General features: G+C 31.6%; 30 protein-coding genes. 21 read left to right on the forward strand and 9 right to left on the reverse strand.

The genetic code is table 11. The features are described 5' to 3' along the window. Nucleotides 1-119 precede the first annotated feature (119 nt). The 5 genes from dapF to QZ260_RS08105 all read left to right on the forward strand — a co-directional run bounded on the left by dapF (nucleotide 120) and on the right by QZ260_RS08105 (nucleotide 4139). Nucleotides 120-893, forward strand: coding sequence for a diaminopimelate epimerase (gene dapF, locus QZ260_RS08085; RefSeq protein WP_295984887.1), 774 nt, complete (start codon nucleotides 120-122; stop codon nucleotides 891-893). Continuing rightward, nucleotides 890-1414 (forward strand): GNAT family N-acetyltransferase, encoded by a 525-nt coding sequence (locus QZ260_RS08090; RefSeq protein WP_295984890.1) that lies wholly within the window; start codon nucleotides 890-892, stop codon nucleotides 1412-1414. Before dapF ends, QZ260_RS08090 begins: the two co-directional genes overlap by 4 nt. Then, nucleotides 1415-2458 carry an endolytic transglycosylase MltG gene (mltG, locus tag QZ260_RS08095; RefSeq protein WP_295984892.1) on the forward strand — a complete coding sequence of 348 codons (1044 nt, stop codon included), beginning with the start codon at nucleotides 1415-1417 and terminating at the stop codon, nucleotides 2456-2458. It begins immediately after the preceding gene. Continuing rightward, a complete protein-coding gene (locus QZ260_RS08100; RefSeq protein WP_295984894.1) occupies nucleotides 2458-3369 on the forward strand; it encodes a DUF2279 domain-containing protein in 912 nt (303 codons plus the stop codon). Before mltG ends, QZ260_RS08100 begins: the two co-directional genes overlap by 1 nt. A 110-nt stretch (nucleotides 3370-3479) precedes the next feature. After that, nucleotides 3480-4139, forward strand: coding sequence for a peptidoglycan-binding protein LysM (locus QZ260_RS08105; RefSeq protein WP_295984895.1), 660 nt, complete (start codon nucleotides 3480-3482; stop codon nucleotides 4137-4139). On the opposite strand, the gene QZ260_RS08110 is transcribed toward QZ260_RS08105, so the two are convergent. The 3 genes from QZ260_RS08110 to dnaA are packed head-to-tail and all read right to left on the reverse strand — an operon-like array spanning nucleotide 4126 to nucleotide 6798. After that, nucleotides 4126-4857 (reverse strand): SAM-dependent methyltransferase, encoded by a 732-nt coding sequence (locus tag QZ260_RS08110; protein WP_295984897.1) that lies wholly within the window; start codon nucleotides 4855-4857, stop codon nucleotides 4126-4128. The two genes, QZ260_RS08105 and QZ260_RS08110, sit on opposite strands and share 14 nt — an antisense overlap. 51 nt (nucleotides 4858-4908) lie before the next feature. After that, complete coding sequence (locus tag QZ260_RS08115) at nucleotides 4909-5343, reverse strand: low molecular weight protein-tyrosine-phosphatase (RefSeq protein ID WP_295984955.1); 435 nt, start codon at nucleotides 5341-5343, stop codon at nucleotides 4909-4911. 27 nt (nucleotides 5344-5370) lie between these two features. Next, entirely contained in the window at nucleotides 5371-6798 is a 1428-nt protein-coding gene (gene dnaA, locus QZ260_RS08120; RefSeq protein WP_295984899.1) for a chromosomal replication initiator protein DnaA, read from the reverse strand. Between the two features lie 187 nt (nucleotides 6799-6985). Between dnaA and QZ260_RS08125 the strand changes: the two genes are divergently transcribed. Then, nucleotides 6986-7384, forward strand: coding sequence for a thioesterase family protein (locus QZ260_RS08125; protein ID WP_295984902.1), 399 nt, complete (start codon nucleotides 6986-6988; stop codon nucleotides 7382-7384). 1 nt (nucleotide 7385) lies between these two features. On the opposite strand, the gene QZ260_RS08130 is transcribed toward QZ260_RS08125, so the two are convergent. From QZ260_RS08130 to QZ260_RS08145, 4 genes are read right to left on the reverse strand one after another with little or no spacing between them, the layout of a single operon-like run. Beyond that, complete coding sequence (locus QZ260_RS08130; RefSeq protein WP_295984904.1) at nucleotides 7386-7994, reverse strand: YigZ family protein; 609 nt, start codon at nucleotides 7992-7994, stop codon at nucleotides 7386-7388. A 5-nt stretch (nucleotides 7995-7999) separates the two neighbouring features. Then, nucleotides 8000-8611, reverse strand: a complete 612-nt coding sequence (locus QZ260_RS08135; protein WP_295984906.1) for an HAD family phosphatase — start codon at nucleotides 8609-8611, stop codon at nucleotides 8000-8002. Then, entirely contained in the window at nucleotides 8604-9608 is a 1005-nt protein-coding gene (gene ribD / locus QZ260_RS08140) for a bifunctional diaminohydroxyphosphoribosylaminopyrimidine deaminase/5-amino-6-(5-phosphoribosylamino)uracil reductase RibD (RefSeq protein WP_295984907.1), read from the reverse strand. Before ribD ends, QZ260_RS08135 begins: the two co-directional genes overlap by 8 nt. A gap of 2 nt (nucleotides 9609-9610) precedes the next feature. Then, entirely contained in the window at nucleotides 9611-10066 is a 456-nt protein-coding gene (locus tag QZ260_RS08145) for an LEA type 2 family protein (protein ID WP_295984909.1), read from the reverse strand. A gap of 53 nt (nucleotides 10067-10119) precedes the next feature. Here QZ260_RS08145 and QZ260_RS08150 point away from each other — a divergent pair, with 53 nt between their 5' ends. The 4 genes from QZ260_RS08150 to QZ260_RS08165 all read left to right on the forward strand — a co-directional run bounded on the left by QZ260_RS08150 (nucleotide 10120) and on the right by QZ260_RS08165 (nucleotide 14283). Next, the gene (locus QZ260_RS08150; RefSeq protein ID WP_295984911.1) at nucleotides 10120-10611 is read left to right on the forward strand and encodes a GNAT family N-acetyltransferase; all 492 of its coding nucleotides are present in this window, start codon (nucleotides 10120-10122) and stop codon (nucleotides 10609-10611) included. Next, nucleotides 10608-11462, forward strand: coding sequence for a peptide chain release factor N(5)-glutamine methyltransferase (gene prmC / locus QZ260_RS08155; protein ID WP_295984913.1), 855 nt, complete (start codon nucleotides 10608-10610; stop codon nucleotides 11460-11462). Before QZ260_RS08150 ends, prmC begins: the two co-directional genes overlap by 4 nt. After that, complete coding sequence (ligA, locus tag QZ260_RS08160) at nucleotides 11462-13459, forward strand: NAD-dependent DNA ligase LigA (RefSeq protein ID WP_295984915.1); 1998 nt, start codon at nucleotides 11462-11464, stop codon at nucleotides 13457-13459. Before prmC ends, ligA begins: the two co-directional genes overlap by 1 nt. A gap of 257 nt (nucleotides 13460-13716) precedes the next feature. Further along, nucleotides 13717-14283 (forward strand): hypothetical protein, encoded by a 567-nt coding sequence (locus QZ260_RS08165; RefSeq protein ID WP_295984917.1) that lies wholly within the window; start codon nucleotides 13717-13719, stop codon nucleotides 14281-14283. 449 nt (nucleotides 14284-14732) lie between these two features. On the opposite strand, the gene QZ260_RS08170 is transcribed toward QZ260_RS08165, so the two are convergent. Continuing rightward, nucleotides 14733-15650 carry a metallophosphatase gene (locus tag QZ260_RS08170; protein ID WP_295984919.1) on the reverse strand — a complete coding sequence of 306 codons (918 nt, stop codon included), beginning with the start codon at nucleotides 15648-15650 and terminating at the stop codon, nucleotides 14733-14735. Between the two features lie 2 nt (nucleotides 15651-15652). Beyond that, nucleotides 15653-16366 carry a 5'-nucleotidase C-terminal domain-containing protein gene (locus QZ260_RS08175; RefSeq protein WP_295984921.1) on the reverse strand — a complete coding sequence of 238 codons (714 nt, stop codon included), beginning with the start codon at nucleotides 16364-16366 and terminating at the stop codon, nucleotides 15653-15655. Nucleotides 16367-16469: 103 nt separating this feature from the next. Here QZ260_RS08175 and QZ260_RS08180 point away from each other — a divergent pair, with 103 nt between their 5' ends. The 11 genes from QZ260_RS08180 (at nucleotide 16470) to coaE (ending at nucleotide 26540) form a co-directional block, all read left to right on the forward strand. Further along, nucleotides 16470-16988, forward strand: a complete 519-nt coding sequence (locus QZ260_RS08180) for a hypothetical protein (protein WP_295984923.1) — start codon at nucleotides 16470-16472, stop codon at nucleotides 16986-16988. A 5-nt stretch (nucleotides 16989-16993) separates the two neighbouring features. Then, nucleotides 16994-17872: a 4-hydroxy-tetrahydrodipicolinate synthase gene (dapA, locus tag QZ260_RS08185; protein ID WP_295984925.1), complete on the forward strand. Its 879-nt coding sequence runs from the start codon at nucleotides 16994-16996 to the stop codon at nucleotides 17870-17872. A gap of 118 nt (nucleotides 17873-17990) precedes the next feature. Continuing rightward, entirely contained in the window at nucleotides 17991-18830 is an 840-nt protein-coding gene (bamD, locus tag QZ260_RS08190) for an outer membrane protein assembly factor BamD (RefSeq protein WP_295984927.1), read from the forward strand. Nucleotides 18831-18841: 11 nt separating this feature from the next. Next, the gene (locus tag QZ260_RS08195) at nucleotides 18842-19171 is read left to right on the forward strand and encodes a DNA-directed RNA polymerase subunit omega (protein WP_295984929.1); all 330 of its coding nucleotides are present in this window, start codon (nucleotides 18842-18844) and stop codon (nucleotides 19169-19171) included. An 86-nt stretch (nucleotides 19172-19257) separates the two neighbouring features. Beyond that, nucleotides 19258-20469, forward strand: coding sequence for a bifunctional phosphopantothenoylcysteine decarboxylase/phosphopantothenate--cysteine ligase CoaBC (gene coaBC / locus QZ260_RS08200; protein ID WP_295984930.1), 1212 nt, complete (start codon nucleotides 19258-19260; stop codon nucleotides 20467-20469). Beyond that, nucleotides 20462-21349, forward strand: coding sequence for a DUF4835 family protein (locus tag QZ260_RS08205; RefSeq protein ID WP_295984931.1), 888 nt, complete (start codon nucleotides 20462-20464; stop codon nucleotides 21347-21349). Before coaBC ends, QZ260_RS08205 begins: the two co-directional genes overlap by 8 nt. Nucleotides 21350-21407: 58 nt before the next feature. Continuing rightward, the gene (gene recN, locus QZ260_RS08210) at nucleotides 21408-23060 is read left to right on the forward strand and encodes a DNA repair protein RecN (RefSeq protein ID WP_295984933.1); all 1653 of its coding nucleotides are present in this window, start codon (nucleotides 21408-21410) and stop codon (nucleotides 23058-23060) included. A gap of 57 nt (nucleotides 23061-23117) precedes the next feature. Next, nucleotides 23118-23933 (forward strand): SDR family oxidoreductase, encoded by an 816-nt coding sequence (locus tag QZ260_RS08215; protein WP_295984934.1) that lies wholly within the window; start codon nucleotides 23118-23120, stop codon nucleotides 23931-23933. A gap of 62 nt (nucleotides 23934-23995) precedes the next feature. Next, on the forward strand, nucleotides 23996-25003 hold the full coding sequence (locus QZ260_RS08220) for a glycosyltransferase (protein WP_295984936.1): 1008 nt from the start codon (nucleotides 23996-23998) through the stop codon (nucleotides 25001-25003). Continuing rightward, nucleotides 25003-25959, forward strand: a complete 957-nt coding sequence (locus tag QZ260_RS08225) for a YbbR-like domain-containing protein (RefSeq protein ID WP_295984937.1) — start codon at nucleotides 25003-25005, stop codon at nucleotides 25957-25959. The genes QZ260_RS08220 and QZ260_RS08225 overlap by 1 nt, the downstream gene beginning before the upstream one ends. Then, entirely contained in the window at nucleotides 25956-26540 is a 585-nt protein-coding gene (gene coaE / locus QZ260_RS08230; RefSeq protein ID WP_295984939.1) for a dephospho-CoA kinase, read from the forward strand. Before QZ260_RS08225 ends, coaE begins: the two co-directional genes overlap by 4 nt. Nucleotides 26541-26543: the final 3 nt, after the last annotated feature.

The raw sequence follows: 26543 nt of genomic DNA on the forward strand, positions 1-26543 counted from the left end.
CGATTAAAATTAATTAAATATTGAATGACTGATTAAGTTTTAACGATTTTTAACGTCAACTTTAACGACGATTTAACAATCTGTAAAACGGTTTTATATTTATATATTTGTGCTGTACTATGAAACAGACTTTTTATAAATACCAAGGAACTGGAAATGATTTTGTGATGATTGATAATCGTCAACACGTTTTCGACAAAAATAATACCGAACGTGTTAAGTTTTTATGCGACAGACGTTTTGGAATAGGAGCGGACGGACTTATCTTACTAGAGGATCATCCGGAGTATGATTTTAAAATGGTTTATTATAATGCCGATGGTAATGAAAGTTCTATGTGCGGAAATGGTGGACGTTGTTTAGTGGCATTTGCAAAACAATTAGGCGTAATCTCAAATAAAGCAGTTTTTGAGGCGACTGATGGTGTGCATCATGCTTCAATAGATGGTGAGATTGTTAAGCTTCAAATGTTAGATGTTGATACTATTGAAAAGTATGAAAACCACGTGTTTTTAAATACAGGTTCTCCGCATCATGTGCAATTCGAAATTCAAATTGAAGATTTTGATATTAAGTCAAAGGGTGCAACTATTCGTTATGGTGAACCTTATAACACAGCTGGTAGCAACGTGAATTTTGTAAAGAAACAATCAGATACTACTTTTAGAGTTAGAACTTATGAGCGCGGGGTTGAGGGTGAAACGTTATCGTGCGGAACAGGTGTTACTGCGGTAGCTATAGCGATGCATTATATTGGTGAAACTCAAGAAAAGCATGTGATCCTAAATGTTGAAGGCGGAGAACTAGAAGTGTGTTTCGATTTTGAAAATGATACTTATAATAATGTGTGGCTCATTGGTTCTGCAACGTTTGTTTATAAAGGTAGTATATGATAACTTTAAAAGGCGATAATATATATTTAAGGGCCTTAGAGCCTGAAGACTTAGAATTTATTCATGCTATTGAAAATGATGAATCGATTTGGGAAATTAGTAACACCCAAACCCCATATTCTAAGTTTCTTATTAAACAATATTTAGAACATGCTCACAAAGATATTTTTGAAGTTAAACAATTACGGTTGGTTATTTCAAATTATGAAAATATGGCATTAGGAATGATTGATTTATTTGATTTTGATTTTAAGCATAGGAGAGCTGGAGTTGGTGTTTTGGTTAAAGAACCTAATGAGAGATTCAAGGGCTATGGTCGTGAAGCCTTAAAATTACTGATTGATTATAGTTTTACGCATTTGGATTTAAATCAATTATATTGTAATATTTCTGAAGAAAATGATGCGAGTATAAAACTATTTTCTAATCAAGGATTTAAAAAAATAGGACTAAAAAAAGATTGGAACTTCGTCAATGGTTCTTACAAAAACGAATATTTATTTCAGCTTATAAATAATTAAATGTACATAAAAAAAATACTTCTAGCGATTCTAGTTATTGGGCTTATTGTAGCGGCATTTTTCGCAAACTTTGTTTATAAAGCGATGTTGAAGCCTAATACGGCTTTTAATAATGAATTGGCTTTTGTCTTTATCCCTACAAATGCCAGTTATCAAGAAATTAGAAGTCAATTGGAGCCTTTGTTGGATGATATTGATTCTTTTGATGATTTAGCGGAACAAAAAAAATACACAACAAACATAAGAGCAGGGAAGTATGCCATTAAAAAAGGAATGACCAATAATGATATTATTAATTCTATCCGAAGTGGAAACTTACCAATAAGAGTTTCGTTCAATAACCAAAGTACATTAGAAAAATTAGCAGGACGTATTTCAAAAGAAATAGAGGCGGATAGTGTTTCACTTTTAAATGCCATGCATGACAATGCCTTTTTAGTTGAAAATAAATTTAGCGAAGCCACTGCATTGGGTATGTATTTACCAAATAGCTACGAATTTTTCTGGAACACTTCTGCTGAAGCTTTTAGAAGTAGAATGCTTAAAGAATATAAGAAATTTTGGACTGATTCCAGAATAAAAAAAGCACATGATATTGGTTTATCTCAAGATCAAGTGATTGCATTGGCTTCTATCGTTTATGAAGAATCCAAGCAAGCTGCAGAGCAACCTATAATTGCAGGTGTTTATTTGAATCGAATTGGAATAGGCATGCCACTTCAAGCAGATCCTACTTTAAAATTTGCGGCATACAAATTACCAAAGTATAAGAATACGGTTATAAAAAGAGTATTAAATGTTCATAAAGAAATAGAATCTCCCTACAATACTTATAAAAATAGAGGGTTGCCTCCAGGATTAATTGCTATGCCAGATATTTCTGCAATTGATGCAGTTTTAAATTTTGAGAAACATAAATACTTGTATTTTGCTGCGGACGCAAAACAGTTTGGCTATCATAAATTTGCTAAAAATTTAGCACAACATAATGTAAATGCAAGAGCATATCAACGGTATTTATCATCTCAAGGGATAAATAAGTAGTGCGTTTAGTTTTAGTAAAACATATAATACTTTTTGTTTTATTGCCATTAACCGCTTTCTCTCAATCAAAGCTTGATGCATTCTTAACACCAAGTGATTCACTTAACAGGCCCAGACTAAATACTATTGTTCTTTCAGAAGCTTCTATAGGAGCGATAACACTTTTGGGTTTAAATCAGCTTTGGTATGCTGATTTTGAACGCTCTAAATTTCATACCATTAATGATAACAGTTCATGGTTACAAATGGATAAACTGGGTCATGTATTCACATCTTACCAGTTAGGAAAATATGGGTCACATCTTTTAAACTGGAGTGGTGTTAGCGAACGTGATCAATTGTTTTACGGAGCTACTTTAGGTTTCTCGTTTTTAACAGCTGTTGAAGTACTTGATGGATATTCAAAGGAATGGGGGTTTTCGTGGGGAGATATTTTGGCTAATGGATCAGGTACTGGGCTTTATATTGGACAAGAATTACTTTGGAAGGAACAAAGAATTGCTTTAAAATACTCTTTTCACCAAACAAAATACGCTAAACAACGCCCAGACAAGCTTGGTGAAACGTATTTAGAGCAAACTTTGAAAGATTATAACGGGCAAACCTATTGGCTTAGTGCCAATTTGCATTCATTCTTCAAAGAAAGTAAAATTCCTAAATGGTTAAATGTTGCCGTAGGCTATGGAGCAGAAGGGATGCTTACAGGGACAAAAGATGTTGACAATCAAGTGTTAACAAGTAATGAGCGATACAGGCAGTACTATTTGAGTTTTGACTTAAATTTGAGTAAAATTAGTACAAATTCAAAATTATTAAGGTCTATCTTAGATGTTTTTAATGTGATAAAAATACCGTTTCCTACTCTAGAATTTAATAAAAAAGGTACTGTATTTCATCTATTCTACATCTAAAAATAGCACTTAAGCGATTAATTTTGAAGTTATTTAAAAAAAGACTAATTTTGCACGCTGAAATTTCAAGGTATATTTTTTATTTTAATATGCTGAAAAAATTTAAAATTATGGTAAAAAATATTGCAAGTTATGCGACCTTGACGCTTACAATATTAGCACTAGTGTATGTTTCGTTTCAGTCAAATGAAACGATTGATTTAAGTAAGTACTCTACAGAAGGCCTAGACTTAAATTACACAGTAAGTATTGATGCTATTGAAGTGAATAATTCTTTAGTCTCTAATGATTCAGATAACATTTTTTCGCCTTATTTAGGAAAATCTTTTGTTGGCTTTAAAGAAGCGTTGGCTTTTAAAGAGTCTGGTGGAGATTATTCTTCAGTAAATACTTATGGATATTTAGGTAAATATCAATTTGGAACTGAAACTTTAAAAATGATTGGGATTAATAACCCTGCTAAGTTTTTAAAGAATCCAAGATTGCAAGAAAAGGCATTTATTGCTAATGCAGCCCGTAACAAATGGATTTTAAGACGTGATATTAAGAATTTCGTTGGAAAACGTATTAACGGTATTATTGTTACTGAGTCTGGAATATTGGCAGCGGCACATTTAGCTGGACCCGGAAGCGTAAAAAAATATTTAAGAAGTTATGGTTTAGATAATTTTGCTGATGGTTATGGAACTACAGTTCATTATTATATGAAGCGTTTTTCTGGATATGACACCTCTTTTGTTAAACCAAATAAGCGAGCTAAAGCAATTTAAACTCGCTTTTATGAATAATAAATATGGTAGGTCGCTTATGGAGGTCTACCATATTTTTTTTCCATTGATTTGCGGATTGTGTTTTTATAAACTCACTTCTTAAAGTAATATCGCAAGCTACACAAACACGCGTGTTGTTTTCTAAAACAGAAGATAAATCTTCTATCATTTTATTATTTCTATAAGGCGTTTCAATAAATATTTGTGATTGATTATGCTCAAAAGATAAACGCTCTAAACGTTTAATTTCGCTTTTTCGTTCATCTTTATCAATTGGAAGATATCCATTAAAAGCAAAACTTTGTCCGTTCATTCCAGAACTCATTAGAGCCATTAAAATGGATGAGGGTCCAACTAAAGGCACTACTTTTATGTTCTTTTCATGGGCTAACTTTACAATATCGGCTCCAGGATCGGCTACACCCGGGCAACCAGCTTCAGATAATAACCCAACATCAATACCATTTAGACAAGGGTTTAGAAAAGAAGGTAAGTCAGCTTCATCAGTAAACTTATTTAAATGAAACATGTTTAGCGATGGCTGCGATTTTTCAGGACTAATATTTTTTATGAAACGTCTTGCTGTTTTGTCATTTTCAACAATAAAGGTGTCAATATTATCAATAGCGTGTTTAACTGTAATAGGTAAAACTTCTAATGGTTCGTTGTCTCCTAAAGTTGTTGGAATAAGGTATAATTTACCAATTTGATTTTTCATCTATTTTATAATAAAATTTTTGACAGCTTTTAAATGAGTATTCTCATTAATTTAGATGAGTTTCTTCACAATAATATCACAAGCTTCATCTAGCATTTGATAGACATTTTCAAAACCATTGTCTCCGCCATAGTAAGGGTCTGGAACTTCATAGTTCATGTTGGGGTGCACTTCATTCAAAATCAATGTCACTTTAGCAAGATCATTATCGTTTTTTGCTAGTTTGATAACGTTCATAAAATTCGATTCATCCATAACGTAAATTATATCAAAAGTATCAAAATCAGAACTATTAAATTGACGTCCGCTTAGGTTTGATATATCCAATCCGTGTTTTGTAGCAACAGCTATGGAACGTATATCCGGAGAACGACCTATATGGTAATTAGCAGTCCCAGCCGAATCTACTATAAAATTATTTGGAAGTTTTGATTTCAAGATACCTTCTGCTAGAGGAGAACGGCATATGTTTCCTAGGCAAACCATCAAAATTTTAGTCATGACGCGGTTATTTTAAACGGAAAGTTTTTTGGTAATGTCTTCAACATATTTTCTGAATTGTTTATCCGTTGAAGATAAGTTGTCTACCGTTTTACAAGCATGGAGAACGGTGGCATGGTCCCGTTTTCCTATTTGTGAACCAATACTCGCTAAAGAAGCTTTGGTAAGTTTTTTAGCAAAAAACATAGCTAATTGACGCGCTTGAACAATATGACGTTTTCTAGTTTTTGATTGTAAAGTATCAACATCCATTTGAAAGTAGTCAGATACTATTTTTTGGATATAATCTATTGAAACTTCGCGTTTTGTGTTCTTGACAAATTTCTCAACTATAATACGAGCTAAATCAATAGTGATTTCTTTTTTATTGAAAGATGATTGCGCAATTAGCGAAATAATAGCACCTTCAAGTTCTCTAACATTAGATTTAATGTTTTTAGCAACGTACTCAATAATATCATCTGGCATTTCAACACCATCGCGATATAGTTTGTTTTTTAGTATAGAAACTCGAGTTTCAAAATCTGGATTTTGCAATTCAGCAGATAGTCCCCATTTAAAACGCGATAATAAGCGTTGTTCAATATCTTGCATATCAACAGGAGCCTTGTCACTAGTTAAAATAACTTGTTTTCCGTTTTGATGTAAGTGATTGAATATATGGAAGAATACATCTTGTGTCCCTGTTTTTCCTGATAAAAACTGTACATCATCAATGATAAGTACATCTATAATTTGATAAAAATGAATAAAATCATTTCTATTATTCTTTTTTACAGCATCAATATATTGTTGTGTAAATTTTTCAGCAGAAATATATAAAACTGTTTTTTCTGGGTATTTATCTTTAATGTCAACACCAATAGCATGTGCTAAGTGTGTTTTTCCTAAACCAACGCCACCAAATATTAATAATGGATTGAAAGATGTGCCTCCCGGCTTATTTGCAACTGCTAATCCTGCACTACGTGCCAATCTGTTAGAATCGCCTTCTAAGAAATTTTCAAAACTATAGTTTGGATTAAGTTGAGATTCAATTTTAACATTTCTAATACCTGGAATTACAAATGGATTACGTAATTCTGGACTCTTATTATTTAAAGGAACATCAACATCCTGAGATTTTAATGACCCTCTATTAGAGCTAGGGATTTTTTCAGTAAAAGGTTGCTTGTTGCCATAGGTGTTTTCCATTTTAATAATGTAAACAAGTTTGGCAGTTTCACCTAATTCTTTAGTAAGAGCTACTTTTAGGATTTTTACATAATGTTCTTCAAGCCATTCATAAAAGAATTTACTTGGTACTTGAATACTTAATGCATTATCTGTAAGTTTAACTGCTTTTATTGGTTCAAACCAAGTTTTGTATGCTTGCGGTTGGATGTTATCCTTTATAAATTCAAGACAATTAGTCCATACCGATTGCGCAGTTATACTCATGTTTTGTTTTGTTGGTTTTTTAGTTAGATTTTATATGAAAATAAAATTTTCATATCCCTCTTTTTGTTGAGAGGCAAATATGTGAACAAAATTCTTAAAAAAAAAATGATTTACTATTGAATTTTAAGAAATTTTTCCTCATGTTTAACTTCAGGTCGAAACTACAAAAAAATATTCAATAATACTTATGAAAATCGATAAAATACAAATAAGGGTGAGGTATGGTGAAACAGACCAAATGGGTGTTGTATATCACGGGAATTACGCGCTATATCTTGAAGCAGGGCGCATTGAATGGTTGAGAAAATTAGGTATTTCTTACAAATCCATGGAGGAAAATGGCATTATGCTGCCTGTAGTTTCTATGAATATAAACTATAAAAAATCAGCAGGTTACGATGATGTAATTAATGTAAAAACGCAACTAAAAAACATACCAACGGCTAAGATTGAATTTGAGTACGAAATTACAAATGAAAATGGCGAAATTATAACAATTGCAAATACAACTTTAGTATTTATAGATATGAAAACAAATCTCCCTGTGCGCGCACCGCAATACATTTTAGATTTGCTTGAGAATTAATTTAGACTTCTTTTATGTCAATTTCATAAAGATTGTTAAAAATTTTAAATATAAAATCAGCTTCGTTTTTTCTTATAGAAAGCGTAATCTGGCAGTTCATTTCTAATTTTTGATGAATAATATTAAGGGATTTCTCTTTGATAATCCGCATAACGGTATTCATGTTTTTGTAGTCAAAAGAAATCAAATAGTTAATATTAATAGTTTTTTCTATAATGTTTGAAGTTTCAAGAATTTGATGTGCACTAGTTTTATATGCATTAATTAAACCACCAACTCCTAATTTGACACCGCCAAAATAGCGAACTACAACAATTAAAATATTGGTAACTTCAAAAGATAGGATTTGTCCGTAAATAGGCATGCCTGCAGAATTGCTAGGTTCGCCATCATCATTAGCACGATAGGAGATGGTCTCTGTACCTAATTGATAGGCGTAACACCAATGTCGGGCAGAATGGTGTTCTTTTTTTAATTGAACTAAATATGATTTAATGTCATCTTCGTTTGTAACAGGAAAAGCATAACCAAAAAACTTACTGTTTTTGTCTTTAAACAAAACGGGTTCAGGTGCGACATCAATAGTTTTATATGTGTCTTTTTTAATCAAATTATTTAAAATAGGTCTTTCTTAATATCATATAAATTAATAACATCTTCAGTTTCAGGATTGATGTGCCACGTTTTAATCTTCAAAGTATTTGCTGTGTTTATATTTTCTTGGTTATCATCAATAAAAAGACACTCCTCAGCTTTGAGTTTATTTTTATTTAAAATAAATTCAAAAATATCTTGATTCGGTTTTACTAAATTTATTTCATGAGAAAGGTAGAAGGCATCAAAACAATTTTTGAATTCCTCATAAAATGAAACATGATCTTTTATGTAATCTATATGAAGGGCGTTAGTGTTACTCAGTAAAATCAATTTATATTTTGAAGATTGTTGTATTGCTTTTAAAAAGTCTAAACGGCTTTCAGGAAAATCTTTAAGCATAAAATTCCAAATATCAATTAGGGCTTCTTTAGATAATTTAGGAAAGTTTTCAGAATAAAATTCAAGAAACTCATCAGTAGAAATTAATCCTTGCTCATAAAAACTATTAAACCCTAACATTTCTTCTGAAAGAGATTCTATTTGAAAGGTTTCTAAGGCATGTTTGTGCGCGGCCTCAATATCTAAATTAACAAATACATTGCCGAAATCGAAAATGATGGTATTAATCATATTTGTAATTTTTTAGAGTATCTTTAATAATGTTTTCTTCGGAAATTAATTTCCCTTTGAATTTAGGTGCTTTAATACCTTTTTTGAATTCAATCTGTCCAGTAAAGACTCTAGCTTCATCCCAAAGATTGTCATCTATAAATGTTTGTAGTGTTTTTGCACCACCTTCTATGATAACAGAATTAATATGCTTTTCAAATAATAAATCACATATTTGTTGAGCCACATTTTTTGAAAAATCAATGTTATTTTTTGAAATTAAAATACTTTCAGCGTCTGCATTAAAGATAATATGCCTTTTTGAAAGCTTTTCATTTTTATCAACAATAATTCTAATTGGGTTATTTCCAGTCCAGTCTCTTGCAGTTAAACTTGGGTTGTCTTCAATCACAGTGTTTGTTCCAACTAAGATTGCTTGTTCTTCAGCTCTCCATTTATGCACTAACTGTCTAGAAAACACATTGGTAATCCATACAGGTTTTTGTTCGTTTTTAGTTTCTGGAGCAATAAAGCCATCTTTGGTTTCTGCCCATTTTAAAATAATATAAGGACGTTTTTTATTATGAAATGTAAAAAAGCGTTTATGGTGATTTTTACACTCGTTTTCCAAGACACCAACAGTGACGTCACAACCACTTGCTCTTAATTTTTCAATGCCTTTACCGGCGACTTTTATATGGTCATCCACACACCCAATAACCACGTTTGGTATTTGATACTTTATAATAAGATCGCTACATGGAGGTGTTTTTCCAAAGTGCGAACACGGTTCGAGAGTTACGTAAAGCGTGGCTTCTTTTAGTAACGTTTTGTTTTTAACTGAATTGATAGCATTTACTTCTGCGTGATGTCCCCCGTAAGGACTGGTAAATCCTTCACCTATAATACTGTAGTTATGAACAATTATACTTCCAACCATGGGGTTTGGTCGGGTATTTCCTAAACCATTTTTGGCAATTTGCAAACAGCGCTTTATGTAAACCTCGTGTTGTGTCAATACTAAAATTTAATTTTTACATCTTCAGTTTTGTCAATATTATAGGTGTATGAGAAGCCTAATGCTCTATATGTAATATCACCTATGTATTGCACTTTTACTTTCTTACTAAACAAACTACCAATTAATCCAACAATACTTTTGTTGCTAAAAACGCTATCAGTAGGAACTTTTGTTTTTAATGGAATTGTAAATTCCTTTTTTGCGGGTACTTTAAAGCTCTCTGTTGAAACGGATGCCATTTCATTATCATTTACAAATAATTTTATTTCATCAGTTTGTAATTCGCCGCCAATATCATTGGGGTTTTTGAATAATGCATCTGCAGTAAAAGCAACATACTTCGACGTCGATTCTAAAACCTTAATATTTTCTACACCAATAAATTGAGGTTTTTCATTTACAGAACAGCTAATAAAAGCGATGCAGATTGTTGATAAGATTATAAGTTTTTTCATTTCAATTTTTTTCGATTTAACGTATCTTCACTGCTTTAAAAGTGCCAATTAAAGTGAGTAAAGATACTATAGTTATTCGAGAAATTGAACCTCAAGATAATGCGCAATTAGAGCAAGTGATTAGAGGGTGTTTTCATGAGTTTGAAATTCCTTTAGAAGGCACAGCCTATTCTGACACTGAAACACCAATGATGTTTGAATCTTATCAAAATGATAATGATGTGTATTTTGTGATTGGTACTAGCGGAGAAATTTTGGGAGGAGGAGGCGTTAAACCTTTAAAGGATTTTGAAAGCGAGGTTTGCGAAATTCAAAAAATGTATTTTTCACCTAAATTAAGAGGAAAAGGTTATGGAAGAGCATTGTTTGAAAAATGCATGCAAACAGCTAAAGATTTGGGATATAAACAATGTTATTTAGAATCTGCATCACAACTCAAAGCAGCTATCCATATTTATGAGAGCTACGGATTTAAACATCTAGAAAAGGAACTAGGTAATACTGGGCACTATTCGTGTGGTGTATGGATGATTAAAGATTTATGAGATTAAAAGACATTCAAAATATATTCCATGAAGCGTTAGGTTCTATGTTTGGTAAAGAGGAAGTTGAAAGCTTCTTTTTTATGTTGATAGAATCCTATTATGGTGTATCAAGAATTCAGTTAGCCATGAATTCTGATTATGCTATTGATGGTTCTGAAAAAATCATAAATGCTTTAGAATTATTGAAACAACAAAAACCAATTCAGTATATACTGGGAGAAACTGAGTTTTATGGATTGCCTTTTAAAGTCAATGAAAGTGTTTTAATTCCAAGGCCAGAAACAGAAGAATTAGTAGAATGGGTTTTGAAGCGTGTTGATAGCAATGAATCTATTAATATTTTAGATATTGGAACAGGTAGTGGATGTATCGCTATTTCGTTAGCTAAAAACTTACCAAATGCTAAAGTTTATGCTTTGGATATTTCCGCGAAAGCGTTAAAAACAGCAAAACAAAATGCAGATTTAAATGAAGTTAATGTTGAATTTATAGAAGCAGATATATTAAAGAACGGGGATGGATTGCTAGGGGCTGATGTTAAATTTGATATCATAGTTTCTAATCCACCCTATGTTAGAGAGCAAGAAAAAGATATGATGAAACCAAATGTTTTAGATAATGAACCACATTTGGCTTTATTTGTAAAAGATGAAAACCCGTTACTTTTTTATGAGGCAATAACAAAATACGCATCCAAAAATTTAGCGAGAGTAGGGCAGTTGTTTTTTGAGATTAATGAATACTTAGGGAGTGATATGATTAATTTGTTACAAGATAATAATTTTAGAAATATAGAAGTAAAGCAAGATATTTTTAAAAAAGACAGAATGATTAAAGGAGTTAAAAGGTAATGAATACAACAGAACAAGAAATAAAGGGTCTTCGTGATGAGTTAAGGGAGCATAATTATAACTATTACGTCCTTGATAATGCTACTATTTCAGATTACGAATTTGATATTAAACTAAAAAAACTCCAAGAGTTAGAAGCTAAACATCCTGAGTTTTTTGATGCTAATTCACCCACACAACGCGTAGGAGGCGAGGTAACCAAGAATTTTGAAACAATTCCTCATGAGCATCGCATGTATTCCTTAGATAATTCTTATACTAAAGAAGATTTACAAGACTGGGAAACCCGAATTAAAAAATTAGTTGATGGCGATATATATTATACTTGTGAATTAAAGTACGATGGGGCTTCTATAAGTTTAACCTATGAAGCCGGTAATTTAGTAAAAGCAGTTACCAGAGGTGATGGGTTTCAAGGTGATAATGTAACTGCTAATATAAAAACGATTAAATCGGTACCATTACAATTAAAGGGGGATTATCCTGTAAAGTTTGATATAAGAGGTGAAATTGTGCTGCCTTTTGAAGGGTTTCATAAAATGAACGAGGAGCGGATTGAAATTGGTGAGGAGCCTTATAGAAATCCACGAAACACAGCCTCAGGAAGTTTGAAATTGCAGGATAGTGCTGAGGTTGCTAAACGTCCACTAGAATGTTTGCTTTATAATTTAATGGGCTCTAATTTAAGAATCAATACTCAATTTGAAAGTTTGGATAAGGCTAGGCATTGGGGTTTTAAAGTACCTGAAGCTGCTAAGTTGGTTAATTCTATTGATGAAGTTTTAGAGTTTATTGAATATTGGAATATTCATCGTCACGATTTGCCTTATGAAACCGATGGTGTGGTTATAAAAGTTAATAATTTACAACAACAAGAAGAGTTAGGTTATACTGCCAAAGCACCACGTTGGGCTATGGCTTATAAATTTAAAGCGGAACAAGTTTCTACACGATTAAATAGTATTGTATATCAAGTAGGACGAACTGGAGCTATTACTCCAGTGGCAAATTTAGAACCTGTAGAATTAGCAGGAACAACGGTTAAGCGCGCTTCTTTGCACAATGCTGATCAGATTAAAAAACTAGATATTAGAGTAGGTGATACCGTTTATGTTGAAAAAGGAGGTGAAATTATCCCCAAGATCCTAGGTGTAGATTTAAGTAAACGGCCATTAAATTCTGAACCAACACGTTATATAGCACAATGTCCCGAATGTGAAACTGCATTAGTTCGACAAGATGGAGAAGCCCAGCATTATTGCCCTAATTATAATGGCTGCAATCCGCAAATCATAGGTAGAATTCAACATTTCATTTCCAGAAAGGCTATGGATATTGATGGATTGGGTGGAGAAACTGTGGCACTTTTAGTAAATGAAGGTTTGATTAATAATTATTCAGATTTATATGAATTAACAAAAGAACAAGTTATTCCATTAGAACGGATGGCTGAAAAAAGCGCAGATAATTTAATACAAGGTATCGAGCAGTCTAGAAATATTCCTTTTGAGCGTGTGTTGTTTGCTTTAGGTATTCGTTATGTTGGTGAAACTGTGGCGAAGAAGTTAGCAAAGCATTATAAAAGTATTGACGCCATAACCGGAGCTTCACAAGAAGAATTGGTCAATGTTGATGAGATAGGAATAAAAATAGCTGAAAGTGTCACGGCATTTTTTGCTTTCGAAGAAAACATACTTACTATTAATCGTTTGAAGGACTTTGGTGTTCAATTAGAAATGTCAGCAGAACAACTTATTGGACAAACCGATAAGTTAAAAGGAGATATTATCGTAGTGACTGGTATTTTTGAAACTATTTCGAGAAATGACTTAAAGAAACTAATTGAAGATAATGGTGGCAAGGTGAGTAGTTCTATTTCTTCAAAAACAAGTTATATAGTAGCAGGGGATAATATGGGGCCAAGTAAAAAGGAGAAAGCCGAAAAACTTGGAGTTATTTTAATTTCTGAATTTGAATTCTTACAAAAAATAAAATAATTACATCTTTTTATCGATTAAATGTAAATTTTAACGTTTAATTGTAAAATTTTATTATATTTGTATTTCAATATAAAATTAGTCCCATGTACAAGTCGAAAGTCTTAATAAGTTTTGTTTTGATATTTTATTTATTATTTGCAGTTTTTGAATTTAGCGGTTATGAAATAATGGCATATTATTTTAATTCATTAATTGCACCATTAATAACAGTCCTTTACATTGTATTTATCGAGCGGAAAAGTAAATTGTTTTTGATGTTTTTAATATGCTATTCTTTCCCTGATATATTGGGTTTAGTCATTCGTAACATGCCACATGATGAGTCATTAAAACTTTACGATTTTCAGTATTATCTAGGTAATGCATTATACATTTTAGCTTATCTTCTACTATCCATTAAAATTATTAAATCTCTTAATTTTAAGCAAATTTTAAAATATTTTAAAACACATGTAATAGTTTTGAGTCTATTAAATATTTACTTATTGTTTGTATTACATACTATAATTAATCCAAACCTAGTTAGAGCAAGTGATTATTATTTAGAATTATCTTATAACATAATAGTATTTTTATTACTGTCTATGGCCTTATTAAATTATTTTTATAAAGACAATAAAAAAGCACTTTATTTATTTTTGGGTGCTTTATGTATTGTTTTTTCGGAGGTATTAGATATTGCATATATATACGTAGATCAAAGATGCTCTCTAAATATTTTAGCTACAACTCTTGCTCTGGGAGCCTTTCATTTCCTTTATCAGCAATCAAAATTACTAAATATTGAAAACGAACAAGGAAAATATGTAGTTTTAGAATAATAGTTAAGCTTTCTTTAAAATTGATGTATCTTATTTGAATAAGAAAAGAATTATAGCATAAAGTGTAAATGTAAGTATGGCTAAGCTTAAAAGTAAACGACTATAGTTTTTTACTTCCACTACTAATCGTCTGGTATGCATAAAAATGGCGCCTTCAATAAGACCTAAAGTTAGCCCATAAAGAATCAAAACAGTTTTTGGAATAAGAAGCTATATTCTAGTAAAAAGCTCTTAAATGCCACTGCAATTCTTTCAACAGATTCTATGCCTAATGTTTTAAATATATAAATACTTTTTCGGGTGTTTAAAAAAACGTAACATGTAAGGGTTAAATTAAAATTCTTGTTACTAAAAGCTGCGATGTTAAAGGAAAGTGTTTTTTCGTAATTAAGGCAGTAGAGTTAAATACTTAGACGTATTTCAAATCAATTCTTAACTTAAAAAAGTGACTAAACTATTATAGAAGTTCCATTTACAGATTTGTTTTTATCTGAATCAAAATAAAAATCTATTTTGCCTAAGTTTATGCCGTAACAACCCACTTGGTTAACTAACATATTTTTGTTGTCTATATTCTTAACAATAGTTGGTTTTGGAAGAAAAGTATGCGTGTGTCCACCAATGATTAAATCGATATCTCTTGTAGCTTTGGCTAGAGATAAATCGCTTATTTTATCTGAGTTATTTCCATAATGATAGCCTAAATGAGATAAGCAGATAATTAAATCACAACCCTCTTCTGTTTTTAAAACTCTAGTCATATCTTGGCTAATTTCAATAGGGTTCAAATACTTTGTCTCTTTAAACATACTAGGTGATACCAAGCCATCAAGTTCAATACCTAAACCAAATACACCTATTTTAATACCATCTTTTTTAAATACTTTATAAGGTTTGGTGTGTGTATCCATTATAGTATTTGAAAAATCGTAATTCGCAGTTATAAATTGAAATTCTGCATGGGGTAGTTGAGCATACAAGCCATCAATTCCATTATCAAAATCATGATTCCCAATAGTCGCCGCGTCATACTTTAACATGCTCATTAATTTAAACTCCAATTCACCCCCGTAATAATTAAAATATGGAGTTCCTTGAAAAATATCACCAGCATCAAGTAATAGTGTGTTCGAGTTCTCTTTTCGTATAGATTCAATCAGACTAGCACGTCGTGCTACTCCACCTGTGTTAGGATTTCTGCCCTCTTCAGATCCAAAAGTGTCTATGTGACTATGTACATCGTTAGTATGGAGAATGGTAATTTTAGTGGTTTTTACTGCACTAGTAAATGATTGCAAACCTAGACTACCTAGTGTGACTAAAGCTGTTCCTGCCGATGTTTTCTGAATAAAATCTCTACGCTTCATAATTATTTTGTTTGAATAAATCTATCGTCAATAACAGGGTTTATGGTGTCGAGTTTGTAAAACTTATCGATTATAGCATTTCTAATTTTATAATTTAAATAATAAACGCTGTCGTTCGGTTTGAAAAAGCGCATATTATCACCACCATTATATAAGTAGTCGCTAGTAGCAACATAATAGGTTTTATTCTGCTTGATTTTTTCTCCTTTTATTTTGGCATCCACTACTTCGAAATCTTTGTTTAAAATCAATTTCAGTTTAGAAATAGGGTGAGCTCTTTTCGCTCTTCTTAAATAATCTATTAAACTATCCATTTGAGTGCCTTTCAGAGCTATGACCACAACACTGTTTTCAAAGGGCATTAATTGAAATGCAGTTCTTTTTGATACATGCCCTCTGTTTAAAGATGATCTTATACCGCCATGGTTAAGTAATACCATATCTATGTCGTATCCTGTTCTGCTTTTAAAAACTGGATTTGCTTCACTATATATCGCATCTACCATAAAATTACCTAAAGCAGTGTTTAACTCTCCATCATTTTTTGAAAAGGTACTTGTAGAATATGCTAAAACACTATCTAGATCTTTTTGAATATTATCTCTATACGGTTTTACAAAAGCCTCAATATCAATATCAATAGGGATCGTGTCTGTGATTTGAATTTGCTTTCCTTCGATTTTAGAAAGCTGTAATTTTTCTTCTTTACAATTCAATAAAACAAAAAAATATAACAAAAAAAATAAATGTGTAAACCTCATAATATAAAAAGAAAATTTGAATGTACTTTTGTTACCTTTGGACAAAGCATAAAGATAAATGATTTTAAAGGGTTTTAAAGAAAAATCTAATAAAAAGTACTTAAACAAATTGTTATCTGAGAGACAAGTAAATGTTGAGGGTAATAAGTTAATTAGTTTAGGGATTATCTTTAATAGTGATGAAATTCATGATTTTGAATCATTTCGAAAACTATCTGAATTTTTAAAAGTTAGACCAAATAAATTAAAAATCATTGCATTTTCCGAAAGCAATAAAAATGATTTAAATGCGTGGGATGAATGTTATAACTTAAAAGATTTTGGATGGAGAGGAAAGCTTAAAAGTGCTGATTTACAAGAGTTTTTGGATTTACCGTTTGACATTCTGATTAGTTATTATGAAAAAGATGTTTTAGAATTGAAATTAATGACTGCTAAGTCAAAAGCAAAATTTAAAATAGGCATCTTACAAACAGATGAGCGCTTAAACGATTTGATTATTAAAACAAGTCTAAAACAGTTAGGGTTGTTTAAGAAAGAAGTTTATAAGTACTTAAGTATATTAAATAAAATATAGTAAGAATGAATAATAGGTTTTTAGGAACTGGAGTGGCGTTGGTAACCCCTTTTAAGGCAGATTTAAGTATAGATCATGAAGCCTTAGCACATATTGTGGATTTTAACATTGATGGGGGTATAGAATATCTTGTAATTTGTGGAACAACGGGAGAAAGTGTAACGCTTACAAAACAAGAAAAAAAGGATGTTGTAGCCACTATTTATAAAGCTAATAATGGAAGAGTGCCTATGGTTTTGGGTATTGGAGGCAACAATACCATTCAAGTTGTTGAAGAAATAAAAGCAACTGATTTGAGTGAGATAGATGCTATTTTATCGGTGGCGCCATATTACAGTAAGCCTACTCAAGAAGGTATTTATCAGCATTTTAAGGCTATTTCAGAAGCTTCTCCAATAGATGTTATTTTGTATAATGTGCCAGGACGTACTTCAAAAAACATTGAAGTAGAAACGACTTTGAGACTAGCAAACGATTTCAAAAATGTTATTGGGGTTAAAGAGGCAGGAAATAATATGTCTCAATATTTAGAGTTAATTAAAAATAAGCCAGAAGATTTTTTAATAATTTCTGGTGACGATGATTTGGCTCTTGGCGTAACTTTGGCAGGCGGATCTGGAGTGATTTCAGTGATAGGACAAGCATTTCCAAAAGAGTTTTCGAATATGATTCGTTTAGGTTTGAAAGGTGATGCTAAAGAAAGTTATAAATTGCACTTTAAGCTTATGGACATTATAAGTTTTATTTTTGAAGAGAATAACCCTGCAGGAATTAAAGCGGTTTTTGAGGCTTTAAATTTATGCCAAGATACGGTTAGATTGCCGTTGGTGCCAGCTTCGAATATTTTAAAAGAAAAAATAGCAAATTTCGTTAAAGCATTTTAGATTGTTAAATATTACTTAAACCTTACAATTACTTACATTAAGGAACTATTTTAGCCTTGAAATAATATTTTTAAAATCCATATTAATAGCGTATTTTTGCATGCTGTATTAAAAATCTATGAACAAATTTTTTTATATTCTAATAGTTTTCACAGTTTTAAGTAGCTGCAACGAATATCAGAAGGCTTTAAAAGCTGATGGGGAAGGTGCTATTGCTACAAAATTTAAAATGGGAGAAGCATTGTATAATGAAGGTAAATTTGCCAAAGCTAATAGGCTTTTTGCTCAAATTGTTCCAAATTATAGAGGGAAACCTCAGGCTGAAAAGTTAATGTATTTATATTCAAATACATTTTACAAAATGCGAGACTTTTATATAGCGGGTTATCAATTTGAACGTTTCGCATCAAGTTATCCTAAAAGTGAAAAGCTGGAGGAGGCTTCTTTTTTGAGTGCTAAAAGTTATTACCAGTTATCGCCTATATATAGTAAAGAACAAAAAGAAACAAAAGAAGCTATTGAAAAACTTCAGGAGTTTATCAATTTGTTTCCGGGGTCTAAATATATCTCTGAAGCTAATACACTAGTACAAGAGCTTGATTTTAAACTAGAGAAAAAAGCTTATGAAATTGCTAGGCAATATAACCATATATCAGATTATCCCGCATCAGTTAGATCGTTTGATAATTTTATATTTGAATTTCCTGGTTCTAAATTACGTGAAAATGCACTTTTTTACAGGTTAGATTCAGCATATAAATTAGCAGTTAACAGTGTAGAATACAAAAACACACCCCAAAACGGTTTAGTACATTTAAAGAAAGAACGTTTGGAAACAGCTAAAGAGTATTCTGAGGCTTTCAAAGAGATTTACGCCAATTCAGAATATATTGAAAATGTGAATGAAATGGCATCAGCAATAAATGAAGTATTAAAAAGTTACAGCACCAAAAGTTAAATTATAATAAAATGGATTTAAAAAAAACCAATGCTCCAGTTAATACGGTAACGTATGATAGAAATCAAATAGATGAGCCGACTGAGAACATCTACGAGTCAATTTCAATCATTTCAAGACGTGCAGATCAAATTAACACAGAGATTAAGAAAGAACTCATTGATAAGTTAGAAGAATTTGCTACTTTCAATGATAGTCTTGAAGAGATTTTTGAAAACAAAGAGCAAATTGAGGTTTCTAAATTTTACGAAAAATTACCAAAACCTCATGCTTTAGCTGTTCAAGAATGGTTAACGGATAAAATTTATTTTAGAAATACAGAGGAAGATTCTCAAGAATAATTTCTAAATTTAAACACCATTAAATAAACTCCAATACCTTTTTAATAAATGGTCTTGGAGTTTGTTTGGTTATTAACAAATTTTTTATGAGCATATTAAGTGGAAAAAACATACTACTTGGCGTAACCGCTGGCATTGCTGCTTATAAATCTGCTTCGTTGGTTAGGTTGTTTATTAAATCTGGAGCTCACGTAAAAGTAGTTATGACACCTTCTGCCAAAGAATTTGTCACTCCTTTAACTTTATCGACATTGTCAAAACATCCTGTATACTCTTCTTTCACAAATGAGGAGGATGATAATGCTGTATGGAATAACCATGTAGAATTAGGGCTTTGGGCAGATGTATTTGTTATTGCACCAGCAACTGCTAATACCTTATCAAAAATGGCAAATGGTGTTTGTGATAACTTATTATTAGCTACATATTTATCAGCCAAATGTCCTGTGTATTTTGCGCCTACTATGGATTTAGACATGTATAAGCATCCATCGACACTTCAGTCTTTCGAAAAACTAAATGATTTCGGGAATATTATGATTCCTGCTACTAGCGGCGAATTGGCAAGTGGTTTAGTCGGGGAGGGTAGAATGGCAGAGCCAGATGATATAGTTTCTATTATAGAAAATGATATTTTAGGAAGACTTCCACTTCGTGGAAAAAAGGTTTTAATTACTGCAGGACCAACCCATGAAGCTATTGACCCTGTGCGCTTTATAGGTAATCATTCTAGCGGTAAAATGGGATTTGAAATAGCTAAAGCGGCAGCCAATTTAGGGGCTGAGGTTATTTTAATTACTGGACCAACACATCAAAAAGCACCTCATGCTTTGATACACGTTATACCCGTTGTGAGTGCACAAGATATGTATAAAGAGGTACATAAATATTTTACAACGTCAGATATAGCTATTCTTTCTGCGGCCGTTGCAGATTATAAACCTAAAGAAGTGGCGAATAAGAAAATAAAAAAGAAGTCTGAAACGTTAACTTTAGAGTTGGAAAAAACTAAAGATATTCTGGGGTCTTTGGGAGAAATTAAAAAGCAACAATATTTAGTCGGTTTTGCATTGGAAACCAACAACGAATTAGAACATGCAAAAGGAAAATTAAAAAGAAAGAATTTAAATTTAATTGTATTAAATTCGTTAAATGATAAAGGTGCTGGCTTTAAAACCGATACTAATAAAGTGACTTTCATTGACGATAAAGATAATATTTATGAGTTTCAGTTAAAGTCGAAAGCAGAAGTGGCTTCGGATTTATTAAATAAAATTATATCAGAAATTGATGCGTAATATTCTAGTTGTATTAATAATTTGCCTTGGACTAAAAGGGTTTTCACAGGAATTGAATTGTAATGTTGTTGTAAACGCAGAACAAACTGGTAATGAAAACTTTCCAATTTTCAAAACACTTGAAAAGCAACTCAATGAGTTTATTAATAATACGAAATGGACAAATAAAACCTTTAAAGATCAAGAACGTATTAACTGTAATATGTTTTTGAATGTTACCAATTACAGTGGGGAGTCCTTTCAAGCAACACTGCAAGTGCAATCATCTCGACCAATTTACGGATCTTCTTTTAGTACACCCATATATAACTTTAACGACAAGGATTTTAATTTTAGGTATTTAGAGTTTCAGAATTTAATTTATAATCCTTCTCAATTTGAATCTAACCTTATTTCTGTTATCGCGTTTCATGTAAACATGATGTTGGCACTAGATGCTGATTCGTTTCAAGAAAATGGAGGCGATGCGTATTATAAACAGGCTCAAATTATTACGAATTATTCTCAACAAGGTAATTTTAAAGGTTGGAAATTAGAAGACGGGTTACAAAGTAGATTCTCGCTTATTGACAATGTGTTGTCGCCAACATTTAAAGAGTTTAGAGATGTTATGTATACGTACCACAGAAATGGTTTAGATATCATGAGTGATGATGTTAAAGCGGGTAAAGTAGCTATTTCAAAATCTTTAGAGAAGTTTCAAGCCATCAATAGACGTAGGCCAAATTCTTTTCTATTACGTATATTTTTTGATGCCAAAGCAGAAGAAGTAGAGCAAATTTTTTCAGACGGTCCAAATGTAAACATAGCAAGTTTAAAAGAAACATTACAAAAAATTGCTCCTATGCATAGTAGTAAGTGGCAAAATATTAAATATTAATATCTCATTAATATAGTTGCTAATCGTGAGTATGAGAATACTGAAAACTGTAGACTGAATGCTAACCTCCCTTTCTATAAAAAATTATGCTTTAATTGACAGTCTTAATGTTGACTTTAATGATGGTTTTTCAATAATAACAGGTGAAACTGGTGCAGGAAAATCAATATTATTAGGTGGTTTATCATTGATTTTAGGTAAGCGGGCTGATTTGAGTAGTTTAAAAGACGCCACACAAAAATGCATTATAGAAGCTGTTTTTAACATTTCTAATTATAATTTAAAACCACTTTTTGAGTCTGAAGATTTTGATTTTGAATCGCAAACTATAATCCGAAGAGAAATATTACCTTCTGGTAAATCAAGAGCGTTTGTTAATGATTCTCCTGTTAATTTAACAAGCTTACAATTGTTAGGAGAGCGCTTAGTCGATATTCATTCTCAACATCAAACATTGCAACTTACTAGTAACGACTTTCAGTTTCAGGTGATTGATGCGTTAGCGAAGAATGAAGATTCGCTTCAGAATTATAGAACACTTTTAAAGGACTATAAGAACCTGAAAAAAGAATACAAAGAACTCTTGTCTTTTCAAACTGAGGCCATCAAAGAACATGATTACAACTCGTTTTTATTAAACGAATTACTCGAAGCTAATTTAGTAGTTGGCGAAGTTGAGGTGTTAGAAGCGGAATATAAAACACTAAATAATATTGAAGGCATCAAAGAAAATCTTTCTGAAGCTTATCAACTTTTAAGTGATGAACAGCTTGGTGTTTTATCGTCTCTTACTTCATTGAAAAATATCTTTCAAAAGTTATCTGGTTTTTCTTCTAAGTATGAAGAGTTATTCAATAGAGCAAATAGTAGTTTAATTGATATGAATGATTTGTTTAGCGAGATTCATGTATTACAAGAAAACTTAGAAGTCAACCCAAATAGACTCGAAGTTGTTGATGCTAAATTGAAAATGATTCATGTTTTGATGCAAAAGCATGTCGTTTCTGATGTGTCAGAATTAATTACCATAAAGAATCAACTGGAAGAGAAAGTTGCAGTGACTGAAAACTTAGATGAAACCATCCAGAAAAAACAATCTGAAATCGTTTCCAAAGAGACTGAGTTAAATACAATTTCTCAAGGTATACATACAAATCGTTCCGAAGTTATTCCACAATTAAAAAAAGAATTGGAAACTATTTTACTGGATTTAGGTATGCCAAATGCACAGTTTAATATTGATGTTGTAATTAGCGATACCTTTTATGCAAATGGGAAGGATGAATTGTCATTTTTGTTTTCAGCTAATAAAGGCGGAAGTTTTAATGAATTAAAAAAAGCAGCTTCAGGCGGAGAGCTCTCAAGAATTATGCTAGCCATAAAGTCTGTCTTGGCAGAATATATACAATTACCAACCATTATGTTTGATGAAATAGACTCTGGTGTTTCTGGTGAGATTTCAAATAAAATGGGAGATATCATGTTGCAAATGAGTAAGAATATGCAAGTGTTTTCGATCACGCATTTACCGCAAATTGCAGCTAAAGGTCTTTCTCATTTTAAAGTTTATAAAGAAGATGTCAATGAGGTGACTCAAACCAATTTGATTGAGCTGAATCATGATGAACGAATAATCGAAATTGCTCAAATGCTTGGTGGTTCAGAAATGTCAACATCTGCCATAGCTCATGCTAAAGAATTACTCAATTAATTAGTATATTTGAGCGCTAAATAAACAAATAACTAACCCACATATAAACCATTAAATATGTACAACTTATTAAAAGGAAAAAAAGGAATCATTTTCGGAGCATTAGATTCTAATTCAATTGCTTGGAAAACTGCTGAACGTGTTCATGAAGAAGGAGGCCAATTTGTTTTAACTAACGCGCCTGTAGCAATGAGAATGGGACAAATTGATGAGTTAGCAAAAAAAACAGGTTCTCAAATTATTCCTGCTGATGCTACATCACTTGAAGATTTACAGAATTTAATAGACAAGTCTCAGGAAATTCTTGGAGGAAAAATTGATTTTGTTTTGCATTCTATAGGGATGTCTATCAATGTTAGAAAGGGTAAGCATTATACAGATCAAAATTATGCTTGGACGCAAAAAGGAACAGATGTTTCGGCGATGTCCTTTCATAAATTGATGCAAACATTGTACAAATCTGACGCTATGAATGAATGGGGAAGTATTGTGGCATTAACCTATATGGCTGCACAACGTGTTTTTCCAGATTATAATGATATGGCTGATAATAAAGCATATTTAGAGAGTATCGCACGTAGTTTTGGGTACTTCTTTGGAAGAGATAAAAAAGTTCGTGTTAATACCATTTCTCAATCGCCAACACCAACAACAGCTGGTAGTGGTGTTAAAGGATTTGATGGTTTTATAGCTTATGCAGAAAAAATGTCGCCGCTTGGTAATGCTACCGCTTTAGATTGTGCAAATTATACAGTGTCTTTGTTTAGTGATTTAACGAAACGTGTAACATTGCAAAATTTATTCCATGATGGTGGTTTTAGTAATATGGGTGTTAGCGATGCTGTAATGTCTACGTTCGTAGGAGAAGAATAAATAATATTTACATTGAAGAAAGCCACCCTTAAAGCGGTGGCTTTTTTTGTTACTTTTGTTTTATGTTATTACAATATTCATTTATTATTCCTGTGTTTAATCGTCCTGATGAAATTCAAGAACTTTTACAGAGTTTTGAAACTTTAGAAGGGGATATGTCATATGAAATTGTAATTGTAGAAGATGGATCAACTCAAACTTCAAGAGATGTCGTTGAAACATTCACTAAAAAACTTAATATTTCTTATTTTTTTAAAGAGAACTCAGGACCTGGAGACTCAAGGAATTTTGGAATGAAACATGCTAAAGGGAACTATTTCATTATTTTAGATTCTGATTGTATTTTGTCGAAACAGTATTTGATTGAAGTAGAAAAGAGTTTGAAAATAGATTTTGTTGATTGTTTTGGCGGGCCTGATGCTGCTCATGATTCGTTTTCAAATCTTCAAAAAGCGATTAATTTTTCAATGACCTCAGTTGTTACTACAGGAGGCATTAGAGGACATAAAAAAAGCATTAATAAATTTCAGCCTAGAAGTTTCAATATGGGACTTTCTAAGAAAGCCTTTGAAGATTCAAAGGGATTTGGAAGAATTCATCCTGGAGAAGATCCAGATTTATCCATCCGATTATGGAATTTGGGCTATAAAACAAAATTGGTTCCTGAAGCTTTTGTGTATCATAAACGACGCGTTTCATGGAAGGGTTTTTATAAACAAGTTTTTAAATTTGGAATGGTTCGGCCTATTTTAAATACGTGGTTTCCTTCAACAAAAAAAGCCACCTATTGGTTTCCAACTTTATTTAGTCTGGGCCTAATCACGGCTATTTTGCTATTTGCTTTTGGATTTAAATGGCTCTTAATCGGATATGGATTGTATTTTGTGATCGCTTTTATATTAGCTTTATTTGTTGCAAAGAGTGTAATAGTCTCTATATTGGTGATGCCCGCAATTTTAATTCAGTTTTTTGGTTATGGCTATGGGTTTTTAAAATCTACTTTTGCGGTTTCTATATTGAATAAAAATCCTGAAACGCATTTTCCTAATTTATTCTTTAAATTGAAATAATGAAAAAATTAAAAGCAGATATTATAGCGTCCTTTAAAAATAAAAGAATCAATGTATTCATTTTATTCTTACTATTTGCTTTCGTTATTTTAATTTTTACCAAACTATCAAAAGAGTACACAAATACAATACCTTTTGAAATCAAAAAATTAAATATACCTCAAGAAAATGTTATTTTAAATGACTCACTTAATTTAAATATCACGTTAAAAACTCATGGCTTTAAGTGGTTGAAGTACTATTTTTCTGAGCCAAAGATTGAAATAGATTTCAGTAAAGACGTTTACAAAAAAGAAGGTGTTTTTGTTTGGAATAAATCGAGTTCATATCTAAATAATACTCAATTTGATAAACAAGTAGAGATTTTGAGCATAACTCCAAATCCCATTACATTTCGATATGGTGATAATATGGTAAAAAAAGTACCCGTTATATTGAAGGCTGATATTAGTTTTAGTCCTGGTTTTAATATGTCTAGTAGTCTAATTTCTGAACCTGATTCGATTACAGTGGTTGGCCCCGATATATTGGTTTCTGAAATTACTGCCCTTGAAACAGAAGTTTTGACTTTAAAAGATGTACGAGCAGATTTGTCAGAAACGATACAGCTCAAATTACCAAAAAGCATTTCAAATTTAAAGTTTTCTTCCAAACAAATTGTATTAAAAGGGCAAGTAGAAAAATATACAGAGGGCACTCTTAAAATCCCTGTTTCTATAATTAATACTCCGAAAAACACAAAACTAAAATACTTTCCAAAGGTAGTTAGTGTTTCGTATTATGTAAGTTTGAGTAGCTTTAATACCATTGTGCCCAAAGATTTTAAGGTGGTTTGCGATTTTAATAAAACGAATGAAAGTCAATCTTTTTTAATCCCAGAACTTGTTCAATATCCTGAGACGGTTAAGAATGCAAGAGTTGGACAACAACGCATTGAATTTATTATAACAAAATGATTATTGTAGGACTTACAGGCGGAATAGGAAGCGGGAAGACAACTGTGGCAAAACAGTTTTTAGAAATAGGGATACCTGTTTATATAGCTGATGAAGAAGCAAAACGCTTGATGAGAAGATCGAAAATCATCAAAAGAAAACTCATCAAATTATTTGGTAAGGAGGCTTATGTAGGTGAGGAATTAAATAAACCGTTCCTAGCAAATATTATCTTCAATGATAAAAATTATTTACAAAAAATGAATGCTATAGTTCACCCTAAGGTAGCTCGGCATTTTGAAAAATGGGTTCTAAAACAAGAAGCACCCTATGTAATTAAAGAAGTTGCCATATTATTCGAAAATGGTGGGCATAATACCTGTGATTTTGTAATTACAGTAACTGCTCCAATAGAAACAAGAATAAAACGTTTACTTAAACGAGATAATACTTCATATGAAAAAATTGAAGCCATTATGAAAAATCAATGGACGGATGAAGAAAAAGTGAAGCAGTCTCATTTTGTAATTGAAAATATAGAACTTGAAAACACTAAAAAACAAGTTGTAAAGATCCATAAGGAAATTCTTAAAAAGGCCTAAGAA

Source organism: uncultured Algibacter sp. (assembly GCF_905480415.1).
Taxonomy (GTDB): Bacteria; Bacteroidota; Bacteroidia; order Flavobacteriales; family Flavobacteriaceae; genus Algibacter_B.

What these genes read in the sequence shown, in the direction of transcription:
- ligA (WP_295984915.1), top strand. Translation starts at nt 11,462, where the DNA reads ATGAATACAACAGAACAAGAAATAAAGGGTCTTCGTGATGAGTTAAGG.
- QZ260_RS08125 (WP_295984902.1), top strand. Translation starts at nt 6,986, where the DNA reads ATGAAAATCGATAAAATACAAATAAGGGTGAGGTATGGTGAAACAGAC.
- coaE (WP_295984939.1), top strand. Translation starts at nt 25,956, where the DNA reads ATGATTATTGTAGGACTTACAGGCGGAATAGGAAGCGGGAAGACAACT.
- mltG (WP_295984892.1), top strand. Translation starts at nt 1,415, where the DNA reads ATGTACATAAAAAAAATACTTCTAGCGATTCTAGTTATTGGGCTTATT.
- QZ260_RS08145 (WP_295984909.1), bottom strand. Translation starts at nt 10,066, where the DNA reads ATGAAAAAACTTATAATCTTATCAACAATCTGCATCGCTTTTATTAGC.
- QZ260_RS08165 (WP_295984917.1), top strand. Translation starts at nt 13,717, where the DNA reads ATGTTTTTAATATGCTATTCTTTCCCTGATATATTGGGTTTAGTCATT.
- QZ260_RS08110 (WP_295984897.1), bottom strand. Translation starts at nt 4,857, where the DNA reads ATGAAAAATCAAATTGGTAAATTATACCTTATTCCAACAACTTTAGGA.
- QZ260_RS08220 (WP_295984936.1), top strand. Translation starts at nt 23,996, where the DNA reads ATGTTATTACAATATTCATTTATTATTCCTGTGTTTAATCGTCCTGAT.
- QZ260_RS08205 (WP_295984931.1), top strand. Translation starts at nt 20,462, where the DNA reads ATGCGTAATATTCTAGTTGTATTAATAATTTGCCTTGGACTAAAAGGG.
- QZ260_RS08090 (WP_295984890.1), top strand. Translation starts at nt 890, where the DNA reads ATGATAACTTTAAAAGGCGATAATATATATTTAAGGGCCTTAGAGCCT.
- QZ260_RS08170 (WP_295984919.1), bottom strand. Translation starts at nt 15,650, where the DNA reads ATGAAGCGTAGAGATTTTATTCAGAAAACATCGGCAGGAACAGCTTTA.
- QZ260_RS08225 (WP_295984937.1), top strand. Translation starts at nt 25,003, where the DNA reads ATGAAAAAATTAAAAGCAGATATTATAGCGTCCTTTAAAAATAAAAGA.
- prmC (WP_295984913.1), top strand. Translation starts at nt 10,608, where the DNA reads ATGAGATTAAAAGACATTCAAAATATATTCCATGAAGCGTTAGGTTCT.
- bamD (WP_295984927.1), top strand. Translation starts at nt 17,991, where the DNA reads ATGAACAAATTTTTTTATATTCTAATAGTTTTCACAGTTTTAAGTAGC.
- dapF (WP_295984887.1), top strand. Translation starts at nt 120, where the DNA reads ATGAAACAGACTTTTTATAAATACCAAGGAACTGGAAATGATTTTGTG.
- recN (WP_295984933.1), top strand. Translation starts at nt 21,408, where the DNA reads ATGCTAACCTCCCTTTCTATAAAAAATTATGCTTTAATTGACAGTCTT.
- dapA (WP_295984925.1), top strand. Translation starts at nt 16,994, where the DNA reads ATGAATAATAGGTTTTTAGGAACTGGAGTGGCGTTGGTAACCCCTTTT.
- QZ260_RS08105 (WP_295984895.1), top strand. Translation starts at nt 3,480, where the DNA reads ATGGTAAAAAATATTGCAAGTTATGCGACCTTGACGCTTACAATATTA.
- coaBC (WP_295984930.1), top strand. Translation starts at nt 19,258, where the DNA reads ATGAGCATATTAAGTGGAAAAAACATACTACTTGGCGTAACCGCTGGC.
- QZ260_RS08135 (WP_295984906.1), bottom strand. Translation starts at nt 8,611, where the DNA reads ATGATTAATACCATCATTTTCGATTTCGGCAATGTATTTGTTAATTTA.
- QZ260_RS08215 (WP_295984934.1), top strand. Translation starts at nt 23,118, where the DNA reads ATGTACAACTTATTAAAAGGAAAAAAAGGAATCATTTTCGGAGCATTA.
- QZ260_RS08115 (WP_295984955.1), bottom strand. Translation starts at nt 5,343, where the DNA reads ATGGTTTGCCTAGGAAACATATGCCGTTCTCCTCTAGCAGAAGGTATC.
- QZ260_RS08180 (WP_295984923.1), top strand. Translation starts at nt 16,470, where the DNA reads ATGATTTTAAAGGGTTTTAAAGAAAAATCTAATAAAAAGTACTTAAAC.
- QZ260_RS08195 (WP_295984929.1), top strand. Translation starts at nt 18,842, where the DNA reads ATGGATTTAAAAAAAACCAATGCTCCAGTTAATACGGTAACGTATGAT.
- dnaA (WP_295984899.1), bottom strand. Translation starts at nt 6,798, where the DNA reads ATGAGTATAACTGCGCAATCGGTATGGACTAATTGTCTTGAATTTATA.